This is a genomic window from Streptococcus sp. A34 (assembly GCF_043674115.1).
GTDB lineage: Bacteria > Bacillota > Bacilli > Lactobacillales > Streptococcaceae > Streptococcus > Streptococcus suis_V.
In genome coordinates this window covers 1-17641 of the sequence record NZ_JBIMJM010000038.1, presented here as the reverse complement: position 1 = coordinate 17641, position 17641 = coordinate 1, and the positions used below count along the sequence as shown (strand labels likewise).

General features: G+C 44.5%; 13 protein-coding genes and 3 pseudogenes. 6 read left to right on the top strand and 10 right to left on the bottom strand.

Annotated elements, in window-relative coordinates:
- Positions 1 to 157 precede the first annotated feature (157 nt).
- The 5 genes and pseudogenes from ACHBGV_RS08845 to ACHBGV_RS08825 all read right to left on the bottom strand — a co-directional run.
- Positions 158 to 1417: an MATE family efflux transporter gene (locus ACHBGV_RS08845; protein WP_394736148.1), complete on the bottom strand. Its 1260-nt coding sequence runs from the start codon at positions 1415 to 1417 to the stop codon at positions 158 to 160.
- A gap of 307 nt (positions 1418 to 1724) precedes the next feature.
- Complete coding sequence (thrC, locus tag ACHBGV_RS08840; RefSeq protein WP_105160405.1) at positions 1725 to 3209, bottom strand: threonine synthase; 1485 nt, start codon at positions 3207 to 3209, stop codon at positions 1725 to 1727.
- A gap of 100 nt (positions 3210 to 3309) precedes the next feature.
- Positions 3310 to 3891: pseudogene (locus ACHBGV_RS08835) on the bottom strand (type I restriction endonuclease subunit R); the annotation flags it as partial.
- 336 nt (positions 3892 to 4227) lie between these two features.
- Entirely contained in the window at positions 4228 to 6879 is a 2652-nt protein-coding gene (gene adhE, locus ACHBGV_RS08830; RefSeq protein ID WP_394736147.1) for a bifunctional acetaldehyde-CoA/alcohol dehydrogenase, read from the bottom strand.
- Between the two features lie 284 nt (positions 6880 to 7163).
- Positions 7164 to 7589, bottom strand: a pseudogene (locus tag ACHBGV_RS08825) (thiamine pyrophosphate-dependent enzyme); the annotation flags it as partial.
- A gap of 286 nt (positions 7590 to 7875) precedes the next feature.
- Here ACHBGV_RS08825 and ACHBGV_RS08820 point away from each other — a divergent pair.
- On the top strand, positions 7876 to 8367 hold the full coding sequence (locus tag ACHBGV_RS08820; RefSeq protein ID WP_105110693.1) for a phosphatidylglycerophosphatase A: 492 nt from the start codon (positions 7876 to 7878) through the stop codon (positions 8365 to 8367).
- Positions 8368 to 8411: 44 nt separating this feature from the next.
- On the opposite strand, the gene ACHBGV_RS08815 is transcribed toward ACHBGV_RS08820, so the two are convergent.
- The gene (locus ACHBGV_RS08815) at positions 8412 to 10871 is read right to left on the bottom strand and encodes a YhgE/Pip family protein (protein ID WP_394736146.1); all 2460 of its coding nucleotides are present in this window, start codon (positions 10869 to 10871) and stop codon (positions 8412 to 8414) included.
- 125 nt (positions 10872 to 10996) lie between these two features.
- On the opposite strand from ACHBGV_RS08815, the gene ACHBGV_RS08810 reads away from it, so the two are divergent.
- Entirely contained in the window at positions 10997 to 11536 is a 540-nt protein-coding gene (locus ACHBGV_RS08810; protein WP_172009030.1) for a TetR/AcrR family transcriptional regulator C-terminal domain-containing protein, read from the top strand.
- A 27-nt stretch (positions 11537 to 11563) separates the two neighbouring features.
- Here ACHBGV_RS08810 and ACHBGV_RS08805 read toward each other — a convergent pair whose 3' ends face one another.
- A complete protein-coding gene (locus ACHBGV_RS08805) occupies positions 11564 to 12394 on the bottom strand; it encodes a Cof-type HAD-IIB family hydrolase (protein WP_394736145.1) in 831 nt (276 codons plus the stop codon).
- A gap of 25 nt (positions 12395 to 12419) precedes the next feature.
- On the opposite strand from ACHBGV_RS08805, the gene ACHBGV_RS08800 reads away from it, so the two are divergent.
- Positions 12420 to 12707 (top strand): type II toxin-antitoxin system RelB/DinJ family antitoxin, encoded by a 288-nt coding sequence (locus tag ACHBGV_RS08800; protein WP_257118048.1) that lies wholly within the window; start codon positions 12420 to 12422, stop codon positions 12705 to 12707.
- A pseudogene (locus tag ACHBGV_RS08795) lies at positions 12707 to 12978 on the top strand (type II toxin-antitoxin system YafQ family toxin). The gene ACHBGV_RS08800 and the pseudogene ACHBGV_RS08795 overlap by 1 nt, the downstream one beginning before the upstream one ends.
- 51 nt (positions 12979 to 13029) lie before the next feature.
- Here ACHBGV_RS08795 and ACHBGV_RS08790 read toward each other — a convergent pair.
- Together ACHBGV_RS08790 and ACHBGV_RS08785 are read right to left on the bottom strand one after the other, a co-directional pair.
- Positions 13030 to 13326, bottom strand: a complete 297-nt coding sequence (locus ACHBGV_RS08790) for a hypothetical protein (protein WP_394736144.1) — start codon at positions 13324 to 13326, stop codon at positions 13030 to 13032.
- Positions 13327 to 13533: 207 nt separating this feature from the next.
- Positions 13534 to 14760 (bottom strand): CapA family protein, encoded by a 1227-nt coding sequence (locus tag ACHBGV_RS08785; RefSeq protein WP_172010415.1) that lies wholly within the window; start codon positions 14758 to 14760, stop codon positions 13534 to 13536.
- 239 nt (positions 14761 to 14999) lie between these two features.
- On the opposite strand from ACHBGV_RS08785, the gene ACHBGV_RS08780 reads away from it, so the two are divergent.
- Complete coding sequence (locus ACHBGV_RS08780; protein ID WP_394736143.1) at positions 15000 to 16187, top strand: chromate transporter; 1188 nt, start codon at positions 15000 to 15002, stop codon at positions 16185 to 16187.
- Between the two features lie 95 nt (positions 16188 to 16282).
- Entirely contained in the window at positions 16283 to 16495 is a 213-nt protein-coding gene (locus ACHBGV_RS08775) for a hypothetical protein (RefSeq protein ID WP_394736142.1), read from the top strand.
- Positions 16496 to 16539: 44 nt separating this feature from the next.
- Here ACHBGV_RS08775 and ACHBGV_RS08770 read toward each other — a convergent pair whose 3' ends face one another.
- Entirely contained in the window at positions 16540 to 17478 is a 939-nt protein-coding gene (locus ACHBGV_RS08770; RefSeq protein ID WP_394736141.1) for a dihydroorotate oxidase, read from the bottom strand.
- Positions 17479 to 17641 lie beyond the last annotated feature (163 nt).

The following is a 17641-nucleotide window of genomic DNA, read 5'->3' as shown; positions in this document are numbered from 1 at the left end:
TCTGTTGATGTTATGCAGTTTTCTCAAAGTAACTTCTGAAAGAAAGAGAACTAGAACTTACTTTGAGAATTTACCGACTGTTTTCTAGGAGATTATATGAAAAAGATTTCGCTATTTCTAGCTTGACCATAGTATACCCCTTCAAGCTTAAAGAAAGCTAAAGCCATTTTTTATAACAAATATACAATAATCCCGCCCGAAAGGCATTGTCCAGGATAGTCGCAATCCAAATGGCATCTAATCCTAGCTTGAAAACCTTGACCAAGATTAGGGCGCCAAGTATCCGCACCAGCCACATGCCCAGACTAGTGGCGAAAAATGGGAGCTTGGCATTGCCCAAGCCTTGCCAAAGAGCTGTCAGAATCAGAGTAGCCACCGTAACCGGCACACCGAGCAGGGAATAAAACAAGACAGTCTGACTGGCTTCCGCTACTAGAATGTCTTCGGTATAGAGTCTAGTAAGCTGCGGGCCAAATAAATAGGCTAATCCAGCAACCAAAACCATACAGCCGACGGACAAGAACAAACCTGCTTGCAACAATCGAGCAACCTGTGTCTTATCCTTACGGTATCTAGCCGTCAAGATGACCAGGGCCGTCGCCACTCCCATGGCTGGCATGTAGTTAAACTGGGTCAGGGTTTCCCCGATAGCATTTCCCGCTAGAACAGCCATCCCCAGACTGACAATGAGGCTGACCACCACGACATCCCCCGCCCGCATCATCAGCCTTTCTCCAGCAGCGGGGAGGGCAAGTCTGACCAAATCCTTATCCATGGACCAGGTCCATTCTGCCAGGGGAACTGGCAACTGCGACCAAAGGAGCAGGCAACCTATGAGACGAGATAGAACTGTTCCGACAGCAATTCCAGCCACGCCAGCATGGAGCACAAAAACGGCGAAAGCGGAGAGCAGGATGTTGAGGAGATTGCTCAAGAGGCTGACATACATGGGGAGGGCAGGCCTACCAAGAGACCTGAGAATGGCGCTGAGGCTGGTCGTAAGACCTAGAAAAACGACAGCACCCCCGACTAGGGTCAAATAGAGACCGCCCGTTTCTACGACCGCCGCCTCTGCTCCCAATAGAGCCAGCAAGCTAGGGCCTGCCAAAATAGCAACTAAACCCAAAATGCCGCTGACAAGTAGGGTCAATTTGAGACTTTCCGTCATCCTGGTTCCGACCACTTGCTCACCTTGGTTGCTGGATTGGGCCAGACGTGCAGAAATAGCAGCAGCCAGGGCGATGAAAAGGGCCTGGTAAATAGCCAGAATATTGTTGGCGACGGAAACACCTGACAGGGCAACCATCCCCAGACCTGCCACCAGGTAGGAATCTACCATTCCCATCAGCATCTGCAGGACATTTTCTCCCATGGCAGGTAGGGCAATAGAGATTATTTCTTTATAAATTTTTTTCATAAGGCATAGAAAAAGGGAGTGGGCAAGAACTCGACAAAGCTAAGAAGAGTTCGTCTGCCCACCCCCACACAGCTCCAACGGTTTGGGGAACCTTTGGAAGTTGAAAATAGAGCGAACAAAGTTCGCATCATTCATTAGGTCTGATTCGGAGCGTAAAACGCGAACGAAATGAGGTTTGCTACGCAATCCTTATTTCCAACCTTTCACAGTTCCCAAACTGTGAAAGCCAATCAACCACTGCGCTGAGATGTTGACATGAACTATAAAAAGCGAGTCTAGGCTTTTGCCCACTCCTTGAATATTCCAATTATACTCCCAAATAGCGTTCTACCTCAGCCTGCATATCGGCTGCTGCAACCACGGTATTGTGGCGGACAGGTGCGGTTTCCAAGCCGTCCACGGCCGGTGGCAGAGCTACACCTGAAATTTCATGCAGTTTTGCCAGGGCTTCAAAGTCAGACAAACCTGATTGACCTGTAACAGCCTCAACCGCAACCACAGGGAACTTGTAAGGACTAGCAGTTGACGCGATCACTGTCGGAGTCTGATCTCCTGTTTGCTCCACATACTGTTTATAGACAGCTGAAGCAACAGCCGTATGTGGATCTTCAATGTAGTTTGATTCCTCATAGACACGCTTGATTTCCGTAGCGGTTTCTTCTTCCGTCGCAAAGGCGGCATCAAAGAGAGATAGGATAGACGCGTCAGCCCCTTGGATGTCATACTGGCCATCTGTAGCCAAACGATCCATAAGCTCAGCTGTTTTTGCTGCATCATTTCCAAAGAGATGGAAAATCAGGCGCTCCAAGTTAGACGACACCAGGATGTCCATGGACGGGCTAGTCGTCACGCGGAAGGTGCGTTTCTTGTCGTAAACGCCGGTCGTGAAGAAATCGGTCAGGACATTGTTATCGTTGGACGCACAAATCAGTTTGTTAATCGGCAGGCCAATTTGCTGGGCATAGTAGGCAGCCAGGATGTTTCCGAAGTTACCAGTCGGTACAGTAAAGTTGACCTTGTCGCCAGCCGCAATCTCGCCAGTCTTGACCAGCTGAGCGTAGGCGTAGACATAGTAGACAATCTGTGGCACCAGACGGCCGATGTTCATAGAGTTGGCTGATGAAAATTGTAGTTTCTTAGCTGCCAATTTTTCACGCAAGCCCACATCGTTGAACATGTATTTGACCGCTGTTTGGGCATCATCAAAATTACCGTCAATAGCTACAACGTGAGTATTATCACCAGTCTGGGTCGTCATCTGCAGCTCTTGCACCTTGGAAACACCGTCACGTGGATAAAAGACCACGATACGGGTGCCAGGCACATCCGCAAAACCTGCCATGGCCGCCTTCCCAGTATCGCCAGAAGTCGCGGTCAGGATGACAATTTCATTTTCCAGACCATGCTTTTTGGCGGCTGTCGTCATCAGATAAGGCAGGATAGACAGAGCCATATCCTTAAAGGCAATGGTCGAACCACGGAAGAGCTCCAGGTTGTATTGGCCCTTTAGTTTTACCACTGGGGCAATATCTGGCGTATCAAACTTGCTGTCGTAGGCATTGGTGATACAGTAATCCAGCTCATCTGCCGTGAAATCATCTAGGAAGGCAGACAAAATCAGCTTCGCCACTTCTTGGTAGGAAGCGTCCTTGAGCTGGTCAAAATTCAAGTCAACTGCTGGTGCAGAAAGCGGTGTAAAGAGACCACCGTCTGTCGCCAAGCCCTGCAAGATAGCCTGGCTGGCAGAAACACGGTTGTTAGCATCTCGGGTGGATTGGTAAACTAAAGTCATGGGCGAATATCCTCTAAAAATCTATTTCCCCTATTCTACCATAAATTGACAGAAAATTGGAAAGATTTGAGAAAAAACCGAACAGCGGTTCGGTTTTCCATTATATTTCCCCACCAATTCCCTTAAATGTTTCAACAAGAGCACTGATTTTCTCGAAAACAGTTTGTTTCTTGGTCCGATAGTTTGGATTGAGAGGACTCATTTTTGGCAGAGTTTCGTTCAACTCCGTGCCATTTTCGCTAGCGTACTCACGTTTCAATACAGTTTGGATATACCGACGGGCATTCTCTTCCTGCAAGGATTCTTCAGCTATCAAATTGGCAACAGCCTTGCTCTGCTCCTTGCGAGCAAACAGGAAAAACTTTTCAATAATGTCAGACTTATCCACAAAGCTATCCAAATCACTTTGATGAATAAAAGCAATAATCAAATCTTCCTTAGCACGATTACCTAGACTAGCTCGAATAGTGCGCACAACTTCATCTACCAACGTATTCTTATCCGTTCCCTTCTTATTGGTATCAAAAATCAATTCTAAGATGTAATCCAGATTGATTTCTTGAGATTTGAGCAATTCAACCTCGAAGACTACAGAATCCCAGTCTATTTTCGATTCGTTTTTAGCCTGATTGCGGCGTTCGTTAGTATACCAGTCACGAATGACATTGTAAACGGAACGATATATCATATTTTACTTTTGCCACGCGAAATCACATAAAAACAAAAGCAAAACCCACTCAAGAGAGTGGGCCATGCTATGCAAATCTTTTGGAGGCATTTTGAAATTTGTCGGCTAAACTCGATAAGACTTACTACTCAAGTCCAGCCAAAACAACTGAACAGTTTTGACATCAATTTTTTCTAACCAGCCCTAACTAAGATAGCGCCTTATTGCCAAGAAACATCGTTCTGAGCTGTTGCTAGCAAGTCATGATTTTCTAAACGAGTCTAGGCAAAGCGACGCAGGCATAACTGGAGTTAAGCAAGGAGCTTTAACGACGAATCGTGACGAATATCATTACTTGAGACGTCCTGGACGTTCTTTGTAGCCATAGAAGGCATCTTCAATGATTTCCTGCATGTGGTCAACCATCGCCAGACGTGGGTTGGCTGGTGTACATTGGTCTTCGTAGGCAAGAAGGGCCAATTCACGAGAGTGTTCTTTGAGTTCTTTCTCGTCAACACCTTGGTCTTTCAAGTTCATCTTGATACCCAAGCGTTCGCCGAGTTCATAGACTGCTTTCGCGTAAGATGCTACACCTTCTTCTGGTGTTGAAGCTGGAAGTCCGAGCATTTTCGCGATGTCTTGGTACTTCTCATCTGCACGGTAGTAGTTGTACTTAGGCCATGTAGCGGTCTTAGCTGGACGAGTACCGTTGTAACGGATAACGTATGGAAGCAAGATGGCATTGGTACGACCGTGAACTGTGTGGAAGCGTCCACCTAGTTTGTGGGCCATTGAGTGAGAAATACCTAGGAAGGCATTGGCAAAGGCCATACCTGCCATTGTAGATGCGTTATGCATTTTCTCACGAGATTCCCAATCTGCTTCTTTTACAGATTTTTCAAGGTTTTCAAAGACTAACTTGATAGCTTGAAGCGCCAAACCGTCTGTGTAGTCGTTGGCAACAGTAGAAACGTATGCTTCTGTTGCGTGGGTCAAAACGTCCATACCTGTATCTGCTGCTACAAAGTCAGGCACACTCATAACGAATGCTGGGTCAACAATGGCAATGGTTGGTGTCAATGAGTAGTCAGCAAGTGGGTATTTACGGTTGTTTTTCTTATCAGAAATAACGGCAAATGGCGTAACTTCTGAACCGGTACCAGATGTGGTTGGGATACCAACATATTTTGCTTTTTCACCCAATTCTGGGAATTTGAAGGCACGTTTGCGGATGTCCATGAATTTTTGAACAAGGTCACGGAAGTCCACTTGTGGTTGCTCGTAGAAGAGCCACATGATTTTCGCAGCATCCATTACAGAACCACCACCGATAGCGATGATTGTATCTGGTTTGAAGGCTTTCATTGCTTCTGCACCGCGTTCAACTGTTGTGATATCTGGATCTGGTTCAATATCTGAGAAGACGGTGTACATCACCTTGTTTGAGCGAAGTTGCAATTGTTCAATTACACGTTGAACAAATCCAAGTTTCACAACGACTTCATCGGCTACGATCATGACTTTCTCAACATTTGCCATTACTTGCAAGTATTGAATAGAATCACGTTCAAAGTAAATTTTTGATGGAACTTTAAACCACTGCATGTTATTTCTCCGTCTTCCTACTTTCTTGATGTTGAGCAAGTTAAGGGCACTTACGTTGTCACTCACAGAGTTGCGTCCATAAGAACCACATCCCAAGGTAAGAGATGGAAGGAAGGAATTGTAAACATCACCAATACCACCGAAGGTTGATGGAGAGTTCCAGATAACACGGATAGCTTTTACACGCGTACCGAACTCTTTTGCCAAGTCTGCATCCGCTGTGTGGATAGCTGCAGAGTGTCCTAGACCGTGGAATTCAACCATTTGACGTGCTGCTTCCAGACCTTCTTCACGGCCTTCTACTTTCAAGACAGCGATGACTGGTGACAATTTTTCACGTGTCAATGGCTCTTTTTCACCGATTTCAGCCACTTCAGCCGCCAAGATGTTGGTCCCTTCTGGTACTTTGAACCCAGCTTGCTCTGCAATCCATGTAGCTGGACGACCTACGATGTCCGCATTCAATTTTCCTTCTGCACAGTTTTTACTGTTAGCCTTCACGCCGAAGCAGAATTCCTCCAGAAGGGCTTTTTCTTTCTTATTCACAAAATAAGTGTGGTAGGACTTGAATTCTTCTACAAAATCGTCATAGATGTCCTTGTCCACAATAACAGCTTGCTCAGATGCACAGACCATACCGTTATCAAATGACTTAGACATAACGATGTCATGTGCTGCTTGGCGGATATTTGCTGATTTTTCAACATAAGCTGGTACGTTACCTGCACCTACCCCAAGGGCTGGCTTACCGCAAGAGTAAGCTGCACGCACCATAGCGTTACCACCTGTCGCAAGAATTGTTGCGATACCGTCGTGCTTCATCAACTCTGAAGTTGCTTCCATAGATGGTTTTGTAATCCATTGGATACAGTTTTCAGGTGCACCTGCTGCTACAGCTGCTTCATAGACAACGCGGGCTGCGTGTGCTGATGATTCTTGTGCAGATGGGTGAAAGGCAAAGACGATTGGGTTACGTGTTTTAAGAGCAATCAATGATTTGAAGATGGCTGTTGAAGTTGGGTTGGTTGTTGGAGTAACCCCACAGATAACCCCCACTGGCTCTGCAATCAAGGTCAAACCAGTTACTTCGTCGTCTTCAATCACGCCAACAGTTTTGACACCACGCATGTTGTTCACAACGTGTTCGCAGGCGAAGAGGTTTTTAGTAGCCTTGTCTTCAAAGACACCGCGACCAGTTTCTTCATGGGCATGCATAGCCAAGACGCCGTGTTGATCCAAGGCAGCTACTGACGCTTTCGCAACGATGTAGTCAACCTGCTCTTGATTGAGAAGACGAAATTCTTCCAGAGCCACAAGCCCTTTTTGTACAAGCTCATCAACGTGTGCACGAGCTTCTGCCAATTTTTCTTCTGGTGATACTACTTTTTTATCAGCCATGATATTCCTCCAAAAATTCCGTTAATCATTTTGTTAACTTTTTCACAATGTTATTGTACACTAAGTTTTTTGTTTTGTAAAGTCTTTTTGTTAAATTTTTCACAAGTTTTTTAAAAAATTTTTGAAATAGTAAAGAAGGACAAATTATTTCTGGCTGGACATTTAATTGAGCAACAAAAAGAGCCAGGCAACTAAGCCAAGCTCTTCATCTAAAATCTTTCTTAATCGTGCTAAAAGCCGTCTTGTTCTTCTTATTTTTTAACAGTGTGACTTTCCAAGCCTTCTTATTCCAAGAAGATGCGGAATGGCACCAATTCTTCTGCTTCGTAGCGTTCTTTGAAGGCTGCGATTTCTTCTTCAGAAGCGAGAGCTGGGTCCAACTTCATGGATTCTACAGGTATTGGACGTTCTTTGGTAATTTTGGCATCAATGACGACCGTTTTACCGTTTTTATTGTCCTCAACCGCCTTGCGCATGACTTCGTCCATTTCTTCAATCCGACGAACAGTGTAACCAACGGCACCTTGGGCTTCACCAATTTTGGCATAATCAACATCAATAAAGTCTGTACCGAAGAGGTGTTTGTTGGTGTCCTCGTATTTATTCTTAATATATCCGTACTCTGTATTAGCAAAGACAATATTGATGACCGGAAGGTCGTACTGAACATTGGTCACGACATCTGGATAGGACATGTTGAAGGCACCGTCAAAGAATTCGGCATTTTCCCAGAGGACGTTTACAAAGACCAAAAGGTGACGGTGACTGACGACAAGCAGAGTCTTACCGTTGGCAATAAAGACAGCAAAAATAAATTGACCATCACCGCCACAAACGGTACAATCAATCTTGGAAGGAAAATAATTCCCTAATGAATAAAGGAGGTAAAGTCTTTTAGTTTACTTTTAGTACTAGGCAGCGAGGTGTATGCATAACTGGGGTTAGGCAAACCGAGCTAACGAAGTAATAAAAGAAAAACTAAATGACGTTAATAAGATGAAAACACAAGCACTAACCCTACTAGACGAACGTGGCGTACCACTCGAGCGCATTGCCGAATTGGTCATGCACCTGCAAAACAAATACATTCCTGACTTGGAATTTGCGGAGTGTTTAGAAAATGTTCAGGCCGTCCTAGAAAAACGCGAGGTACAAAATGCTATCGTGACGGGGATTGAAATAGACAAATTGGCTGAACAGGGCTTGGTATCCCAACCCCTTCAATCCGTCCTCATGAATGACGAAGGACTCTACGGAATTGATGAAATCCTCGGTCTCTCCATCGTCAATCTCTACGGGACTATCGGTTTTACCAACTATGGCTTTCTGGACAAGTCCAAGCCCGGCATCATCTCTGAGCTCAATAGCAAAGACGGCCAGCATTGCCATACTTTTCTAGACGATATCGTTTGCGCAATTGCAGCCGCTGCTGCTAGTCGAATCGCACACAACGACCCCGATAAAAGTGCTATTACCAATCAAAATTAACTGAAAAACCAACTGTTCAACACATGGAGCAGTTGGTTTTCTAATTATTCATTATTCTGATTATAAATCAAGAGACCTAATCCCATGAAGCCTACTAAGAAGAGACTCAGCATCCAAACTTGATGACTGCTATTTCCAACCATTGAAATGGTTTGACGAAGGCCTGAAACCGAATAGGTCATTGGAAGATAAGGCTGAATGACTTGGAAGAAGCGTGGGCTGAGTTCGATTGGATAGGTACCTGCGCTTGATCCAAGCTGTAGTAACAAGATAATTAAACTTGCAAAGGATCCGAAACGATTGTTCCAACCCACCAGGGCTGTAACGAGGGCCATGAAGGTCCAAGAGGCTAAGAGGATTAATCCCAAGGTTGCCATTGGATGAGCCGGATCAATTCCAATCAAGCGAAGAACACCGTACAGAATCAATGCTGCTAGACTGGCTATCGTACCATTCAGTAACAATTTACCTTTAGCCCAATCCCAACGATTCTTGTAGGAGCGATTATCAATGTGTTTGACAAAAATAACATTCGCTGATAAGGCTGCAACCATTAGGGCAACAGACACCATGTAAGGAGCCATGCCGACTCCGTTGGTCTTCACATCATCTTGGTCACTGTGTTCCAAGGTGACTGGTTGAGAAACCGCTTTTGCATTTTTATCTTCTACAGATACGACTGATAGTTGTTGACTGGCTGAGCTGAGTGAATTCGTTAGGGTTTCACTACCTGTACGAAGACTGGAAATACCGCTTGTAAGGGTTTGTCCGCCACTAGCTAATTGATCGGCACCAGCAATTAATTGCTGACTACCAGAAGCCAGTTGTCCTGAACCGCTGACAAGTTGACTAGAGTTAGCAGCTAAAATTGCCAATCCTGATGTTAATTGGCTACCTCCAGATTGGATACTATTGTTGTTAGCTACCAACTGAGCTCCACCTGCTGCTAGTTGGGCAACACCTGCTGTATATGCTGTTACTCCTGACATGAGTTGACTAGCTCCACTTGACAGTTGCGTTTGAAGTTGACTTACTCCATCTGTTAGCACCTGAGTTCCTGGTAGAACTTGCTGGTTCAAAGCTGTGTTGACCTGACTCAAGCCACTTGATAGGTTTTCAATGGCTGTTGTAGCACCTGGCAATGCTTGATTGGCAGCCGTGTTGATCTGACCGACAGCTGATTGCAATTGACCTAATTGCGTTCCAAGACCAGAAAGACCTTGTAGACTAGATAAGGCTTGACTCAGTTGAGATAATTGACCCAAAATCGTTTGAGCTGCTGTCACTGTTGTAGAAGGAGAGTTTTGGAGGGCTCCAACCAATTCAGCTTGCTGATCAGCTGTCAAGTTTTGATAGGTAGCCGTTGCTTGTAAGGCTTCAATGCTGGCTATTTTATCAGCTTGTGCTGCAGTTAACAATCCTTGAGCTTGAGCACCCATCTCCGTCATGAGGCTAGATAAAGTAGAGGTATCTACAGCAACTCCTCCAATACTTGATAGGCTATCATTTAATTGGTTGATGGCCGCTTGCAACTGAGGAAGTCCAGTCAATAAAGCCTGTATCTGACTAGACTGTTCAGCAGACAAACTAGTTGAACTAGCGAGTTGCTCCAAGCCTGCCTGCAATTGATTGGCCCCTGCCACAAGTTGCTCAACCTGGCTTGCTCCTGATTGCAATTGTCCCACTCCAGCGATGAGCTGAGAGGAATTGGCATTTAATTGCTCTGCACCTGAAGCAAGACTAGCTACCCCATTTGTGTAGGTTGTTAAGCCACTGGAAAGTGTTTGACTTCCTGAAGCAGCCTGATTGACTCCATCTGTGTAAGACACAACTCCAGTGGCCAATTGGTTTGCTCCTGTCACAAGTGATTGACCTGATGAAGATAAGGTAGATAGGCCTGATGATAGAGTCTGACTTCCGGTTTCTAATTGACTAGCTCCATCTGTCAATTGTTGACTTCCATCTGCTGCCTCAACCATGCCGTTTTGAATCTCTCCCATGCTGTCAAAAACAGCTGAGGTGTATGTTTCAGTAATCGTCTCTGAAACAGACGCTTTCAATTTTTCCATGGCTGATTCGCCCATCTTAGAAGCGACAAAGCTGTGACCTTTAGAGGTTTGGTAAGAAATTGTTAGTGGCTCCGGCTGATCCGTCAAGAGACTGGATGCTTTTTCCGATAAATCTTCTGGTAGGGTAATGACCATATAATAGTCCCCTTCTTCCAAACCTTTTTCCGCATCCGTTTCTGATACAAAGTGGAAATCCAGGCTCTTGCTCTCTTTCATATTACCCACCATATCATCACCAATGGTGAGGGTTTTATCTTGAAAGCTCGCCGACTGGTCTTGATTGACAACTGCTACAGGCAACTGGTCTAGTCGGCCGTAAGGGTCCCACATAGAGGTTAGGAAACTAATGTTATATAAGGCTGGGACACAGGCAACACCGAGAATGGTGATCAAGGTCATTGGTTTTTTAAAAAAATTCTTTACTTTTTCCGACATAAGAACCTCCTTTAGACATCCTGTCCAAAAACTGATAAAATATATTATACAAGTATCATTTTCAAAATCAAGTAATAAGAATCGTTTTTTGGACAATGTGTCTAAAAATGTATAAAAGGAGCAAAATGGGAACAGATAATCGGAAAGAACGGACACGTCAAGCCATTTTAGAAGCAATGGTGACTTGCCTAGAAACTCAAGGGTTTAACGAAATTACAACCACCCACCTCGCTCAAACAGCAGGAATTAGTCGCTCTAGTTTTTATACCCATTATAAGGATAAATATGAATTGATTGACTCCTATCAACAAGGCTTATTTCACAAGTTAGAGGCCATATTTGATCGCTATGATGGAAATCGACAGTCCTCTTTCTTAGAAATTTTTGAACTGCTCTACCGAGAAATATTACTCTCATCCTTATTGACCCATAATGGTACTCAAGAAATACAGAGTTTTCTAATAAATAAAGTCCGATTACTTATCGCAAATGATTTGTCCGAGCGTATGGGAAAAGAAGATTTGTCTCCGCTTGAAAATGAATACCGAAGTATTTACTTTTCGCATGCCTTCTTCGGGATTACACAAGCATGGATAAAAAATGGGAAGCAAGAATCTCCTCAATATATGACCGATTTTTTCTTGAAAATGCTACCGCGAGAATGAAGAAAAGCCACTCATTTGACTGGCTTTTTAGTGTGTTTGTAAAAATTCTTCGATAACCTGCAAGACGCCACTGTCCAAATGGCTGGGAGCGCGGTATTTGGCAACGGCCTTGACCCTGTCCGTCGCATTTTCCATAGCGTAGGAATAACCTGCCTGCGCCAGCATCTCAAGGTCATTGTCAGAATCGCCGAAAGCCATGACCTGAGCCATTGTAATGCCCAACGGTTGGATGACCTGCTCGATGCCCCAAGCCTTGTGAATACCAACTGGCAGGATGTCAATAGAGCCATAACCGCTGGTCACAGCCGTCAACCTACCCTCAAATGCCCGATTAAAGGTTGAGGTCAGAACCTCGACCTTACCTTCCTCCACCCAAATGCCAGCCTTGTAGATAGGCTGTTCAGCTGGCAACTGGCTCAAATCCGCTAGGAAGGTCACCTTGTCCAAGAAAGCCTGCATTTGCTCTGGAGCAATCGGCAAATCAGAACCTGCGAAGGGCTGATTGGCCCCCTCCTGCATAAAAATGGTCTGATCATTGACCAGCATCAAGCACACCTCTCCCCAACTACCTCTAAAGTAGTCCAGAATAGCTGCCACCAGGTCCCGGTCCAACATATGCCGCACCCTGGTTTCCCCTTTTTCAACCACACGGGCCCCGTTGTCCGATACAAAAATCAAGCGGTCCTCAAAGCCCTGACACAATTTCAAGAGCCGGTCCATACCATTGCCGCTAGCGATTACAAAGGGGATGTCACGCGCATCTAGCTGGTCCAAGATTGCTGAAAAGCGCGCTCGGTCAATCTGACCATTCCCATCTAAGAAGGTTCCATCCATATCTGTTGCGATTAATTTAATCATACACTAATCTTTCCCTTTCAATGGAATTTCAAATCAAAGGCCCACAAGTCCAACTCAAATCAGAATTGAAACAACCGTTAAAGAAGACGCTAATGCCTTGTTTGCAAGACTGGGCTTAGATATGTCCAGTGCAGAGAATATCTTCTTACGCCAATGCGTATTGCGTGGCGGTTTACCATTTTCCGTAGAGCTACCAAAATACAATCAAGAAACCTTGGAGGCAATGGAAGAAGCACGAAAGATTTCACGTAATCCAAATGTACCAAGTTATGCAACTGTCCAAGATTTATTTAAGGCATTGGATGAAGAATAATATATCAAATAAAGTTCACGAACAAATTCAAAAAAGCTACAAGTTAATGAAGAAACGTGGATACGATCTGGGTCTGTTGGAAGAAATTATTACGAAACTAAGCCAAGGTATCCCACTTGAAGACAAACATCAAAATCATATGCTGACAGGAAATTTTTCCGGATATTATGAGTGCCATATTAAACCAGATTGGCTCCTAATCTATTTAATAGAAAATGATATTCTAACTTTGACCTTGATTGATACTGGCACACACTCAGATTTATTTTAGTCGCTCACTAGAGTGGCTGTTTTTATTTTATAACTCATCCTAACTAGTCGACTAGATAAAATCAGCCTGTATAATTTCTGAAATAGCACTGCAAAGCTGGTCAAATGTTTTTGGATAAGCATTCGAACCTTCAATTCTCAACGGCGCATTTCTTTTAAATAGAATGTCTACATACCATTGAGTGCCATCTAGAACGTATGGATTTACGTATTCTTCGTCCCACTCAAGCAGTCTACAATTTTCTAAATCGTGTTTAAATTGAGAGGCTGAAAAACTTAATTCTAGCTCACTCCTTGAATCATGGTCATCTATATGAGTATAAATAACTTCTTCATCTTCAAAATCCATTTCAATAGAATTAGTCGGACCGAAATATTCCCCAATCCAAACCCTCATAGGTTGTATATCTTAATTATCCCTACTCATGTTTAACTCCTTCTTATCTACAGGGATTTTAGACTATACCTATTTATCTTATAACTGTCTGGCATCGTTTTGCTGAACCTTACTTGGTCAACTGCAGATGTTCTTCATTCAGAATTTAGATAGACTCTACTATTCCTTCTCCTCAGTTACCCAATCCAAAGCCATAAATTCATTCATCTCAGCATAGGCTGTATCTACCCGCTCCTGGGTTACTGCATCCAATTGACCATAATGCTTGCCACCTTGGACAAAATCTTCCAAAATCAGGGTTTGATAGGTATAGAGCTCGTAGCCTTCCGGTGAAAAACGTCCCTTAGGTTCCTTGCTGACCCAGGTCGGATGGGCCTGAGCTGTTTTGATGCGGGTCACGCCATCCTTCTTCTCTATCGTCACGTCCATCAGCACCCCACGCTCGGTCCACTGGGCATTGGCAACACCCGCCATGGTCTCAATCCGCTGGTTAGAAATAAAATTCCCCATAGAGTAGATGATTAACTTCTTCTCACCGTCTTTTTCAACCGTCTCAGAAGGCTCCGCTACATGGGGATGCCCGCCAAACACCAGGTCTGCTCCCCAGTTAATCATGTCATGATAGAGACTAACCTGCTCCTCCGTCGGCTCCAGCTGGTATTCGACACCCGTCTGAGGCATGACGATAGTAATGTCCGCCTCTTTCTCAGCCAGTTCAATCTCAGCCTTCATCTTCTTGCGGTCAAAATCCGACAGATAGGCATTGTATTCTTCCTGGGTCAATGATGCCTCCATCCCATTGAATCCATATGCATAGGCAAGAATTGCTACCTTGATACCATTGACATCACGAATATAAATGGGAGCTGTCGCCCGATTGCCCTCCGCATAGACACCAACTGCATCTACATTGACATCCTTAAAGGTCTCCACTGTGGAAATGAGGCCCGACAACTGCGAATCCAGAATATGATTATGGGCCAAATCCACCACATCATAGCCTGCATCACGAATATCCTTTGCCACCTGGGCCGGCGCATTAAACAAAGGATAGCCAGCCAAAGGAAAATCAGGAGAAATAGTCCCCTCAAAGTCCGCAATAGCCAAATCAGCCTGCTCAATCCAGGGTTTCACATAGGTAAAATTCTCAGAAAAATCATAGGTTCCATCCGCCTGGAGAGCACTCCAATAGAGGAGATCATGGTAAAGCAAGTCCCCATGAGCCATGATACGGGCGGTCTGCACCTCATCCTGCTTGCCTGAAAACCAAGAACCTATCCCAGATGATTGCTGGCTGGTCCTATCCGCCTTACCAAACAAGGGCAAAACATGGTCATGCACGAGAATAATGGACAGGATGACCGCAGCCAAAAGGCAGATAAACATAAATTGGCGCTTGTTTCGTGCCTTTCTAGCAAGTTTCCGACGTTCCTGTAATGATGTTCTAGACATAGAAGGCAACCTCTCTCTTTCCTATAATCCCTTTCATTATACGCCTTTTTACCTCAAAAATCCAGACAATACCTGTAGACTTTTACAAGAATTTTACACATATTTCTCCTAGATTCCCTGGCTAATCTGTCAATTTATGATAGACTGAAATAAGAATAGATTTGGAGAACACTATGCAGCAACACATACAAAACAAACAATTTTTAAAAGATGTCTTTCTCTGTTCACTAGCCTCCTACGGCGGGCCCGAAGCTCACTACGGTGTCTTTAGCAGGGAATTGATTGACAAAAAGAAGTATATCAGCCAGGAGGAGATGACGGAACTCATCGGAATTTTTTCGCTCTTGCCTGGACCTTCCAGCACACAAACCATTACTGCCATCGGCTATCGTGTAGGCGGGCCATGGATTGCCTTGGCTAGCTTTCTCATCTGGATTCTTCCTGCCTTAGTCATCATGACCAGCTTAGGAATCGGTCTGGAATGGGTAGCTCAAAACCAGGCTTGGAACAAGCTACTGATTTTCTTACCTGCCGTAGCGGTCTCCTTCATTCTCTACGCAGCCATTCAACTGACCAGGAAGGTCGTCACGTCCAAAAAAGACCTCATCCTATACATCTCTTTCTGTCTTCTGAGTTTTTTTCTTATTCCACTTTCTAGCTGGTCTATTCTCTTGCTTCTACTTGCAGGAGGTCTAGCAGGCTTGGTGCCCGTCTGGGGGCAAGTCGGACAAGAATTGCAAAGTATCCCCAAAACCAGCAAGGTCAAATGGCAATTGCCAGCCACCATTATCATCCTAGCTATTCTATTTTCTGCAATGGCAAACTATTTTGGTGGCGATAGTCGCTTGTTTGCATCTATTTATCGCTATGGCTATTCCATCATTGGCGGTGGACAAATCATGATTCCGCTAATGATTCAAGACCTGGTCAAACAAGAAGGATTTCTCAGCCAGGCTGATTTTCTAGCGGGCTATAGCTTGGATCAGGCAGTACCTGGGCCACTCTTCAGCTTTGCTTCCTTTGTCGCTGCCCGCTCTGTGACAGGAGGAATAGTGGTAAAATTCCTAGCTGGCCTATTGGGTGGAGGACTCATTTTCCTTCCTGGAATCCTGCTTGTCTATTTCGCAACCCCCCTTTGGCAGGTCTATCGTCAGTTACATTATGTTTCCTCATTCTTAAAGGGCATCTCCTGGGCGGTCGCTGCCATCATCAGCTGGACAGCTTTGAATCAGTTGCAGGGCCTATCATCAGGAGGGGAGTGCTTCATCTGTATTCTGGCAACCCTACTCCTCCTATCCAAACGCATCCCGTCTCCACTACTAGTCATCGCCGTTATGCTATTAGGATTTTTCATCGGTTAAAAGTGTTGGATAATGCTAATTAGTGATATAATAAGAGATAGATAAAACTCGACTGGAGGTGCATGAGTCCCAGCAGTCACGAACGGAGGCCTATTATGTTATACATTCGGTATTATCAATCACAAATTGCCCATCCATCAGAAAAGCAGTATGAAAGTCCAGAAGAATTTCTGATGCTCCAATCTCGGGAAGTTCCGCAACTACAGGATTTCTTCGTGATTGAAAGTGTCGCCCTTGATGGCCAGGAGCTAGTGGATATGCACCAAATAACCATCGGTGATTTGTTTAATTATTTTAACCGTAAGTAAAAGAGTTTGGAAGCCCCAAACTCTTTTACTGTTTCTTTTTTCGCTTAGTCATCCAAATGGTGCAATTTCCCACGAAAATCTTCAATGGTTTCATAGCCTTTTTCAGCCATAATGTCTCGGAGTTCTTGGGTAATGCGGTCAAAGGCTGCTAGCCCTTCTTTTTGCAGAGTTGTCCCGATTTGAACCATGCTGGCACCACAGAGAATGTGTTCAAAGGCATCGCGTCCTGTCAAGACACCACCCGTTCCCACGATTTGAATTTCTGGCTTAAGGCGTTGGTAAAAGGCATGGACGTTTGCCAAAGCAGTCGGCTTGATGTATTCGCCACCGATACCACCAAATCCATTTTTAGGCTTGATAATCACGCTCTCATCTTCTATATAAAGACCGTTGCCAATCGAATTCACACAGTTGACAAACTTGAGTGGAAATTGATTGAAAATCGCAGAAGCCTGGTCAAAATGCACAATATCAAAATAAGGTGGTAACTTGATGCCCAGCGGTTTGGTGAAATAGGCAAAGACTTCCCGCAAGATGGTTTCTGTCGTTTCAAAATCATAGGCAATTTGCGGTTTTCCCGGAACATTCGGACAAGAAAGATTGAGTTCAACTAACCCTTGAAAGGCGCTATCCTGCACTTTTTTGAGAATGGTGTGGGTCTCATCTGGCGACATGCCTACTAATGAAAGAACAAAGGTGCGTTCTGGTTCTTCTTCCTGTAACTCCAAAAGATAATCCAAATAATAATCCAGGCCTTGATTGGGCAAGCCCATGGAATTAATAGACCCCAGCGGTACATTTTTGTAGCGCGGCTCTGGATTCCCCGCCCGGTATTCCAGTGTAGCGGTCTTGGTGACAAAGGTTCCTGCTGCTGAGTTTTTCACACCATCCAACTCTTCCTTGGTCATGCACCAGACACCTGCCGCATTCATCAAACAATTGTCAAAAGAAAATCCACCCAATGTCGTCGCTGTTGAAACCATTCTATAACTCCTTTTTGCGTTTTCTAGCTTGATTATACCATAGAAAACATACGGATTTTCCCTATTTACTGCCATTGTTCGGCTTTTGGCAAATTTCAATTCCGAGTTAGCCACCTATAAGAAATTCTCTCGGTGACTTGTAGCCCAAACATTTTTTGGGATA

What these genes read in the sequence shown, in the direction of transcription:
- ACHBGV_RS08805 (WP_394736145.1), bottom strand. Translation starts at nt 12,394, where the DNA reads ATGATTAAATTAATCGCAACAGATATGGATGGAACCTTCTTAGATGGG.
- adhE (WP_394736147.1), bottom strand. Translation starts at nt 6,879, where the DNA reads ATGGCTGATAAAAAAGTAGTATCACCAGAAGAAAAATTGGCAGAAGCT.
- ACHBGV_RS08785 (WP_172010415.1), bottom strand. Translation starts at nt 14,760, where the DNA reads ATGTTTATCTGCCTTTTGGCTGCGGTCATCCTGTCCATTATTCTCGTG.
- ACHBGV_RS08820 (WP_105110693.1), top strand. Translation starts at nt 7,876, where the DNA reads ATGAAAACACAAGCACTAACCCTACTAGACGAACGTGGCGTACCACTC.
- ACHBGV_RS08815 (WP_394736146.1), bottom strand. Translation starts at nt 10,871, where the DNA reads ATGTCGGAAAAAGTAAAGAATTTTTTTAAAAAACCAATGACCTTGATC.
- ACHBGV_RS08780 (WP_394736143.1), top strand. Translation starts at nt 15,000, where the DNA reads ATGCAGCAACACATACAAAACAAACAATTTTTAAAAGATGTCTTTCTC.
- ACHBGV_RS08810 (WP_172009030.1), top strand. Translation starts at nt 10,997, where the DNA reads ATGGGAACAGATAATCGGAAAGAACGGACACGTCAAGCCATTTTAGAA.
- ACHBGV_RS08790 (WP_394736144.1), bottom strand. Translation starts at nt 13,326, where the DNA reads ATGGATTTTGAAGATGAAGAAGTTATTTATACTCATATAGATGACCAT.
- ACHBGV_RS08770 (WP_394736141.1), bottom strand. Translation starts at nt 17,478, where the DNA reads ATGGTTTCAACAGCGACGACATTGGGTGGATTTTCTTTTGACAATTGT.
- ACHBGV_RS08775 (WP_394736142.1), top strand. Translation starts at nt 16,283, where the DNA reads ATGTTATACATTCGGTATTATCAATCACAAATTGCCCATCCATCAGAA.
- ACHBGV_RS08845 (WP_394736148.1), bottom strand. Translation starts at nt 1,417, where the DNA reads ATGAAAAAAATTTATAAAGAAATAATCTCTATTGCCCTACCTGCCATG.
- thrC (WP_105160405.1), bottom strand. Translation starts at nt 3,209, where the DNA reads ATGACTTTAGTTTACCAATCCACCCGAGATGCTAACAACCGTGTTTCT.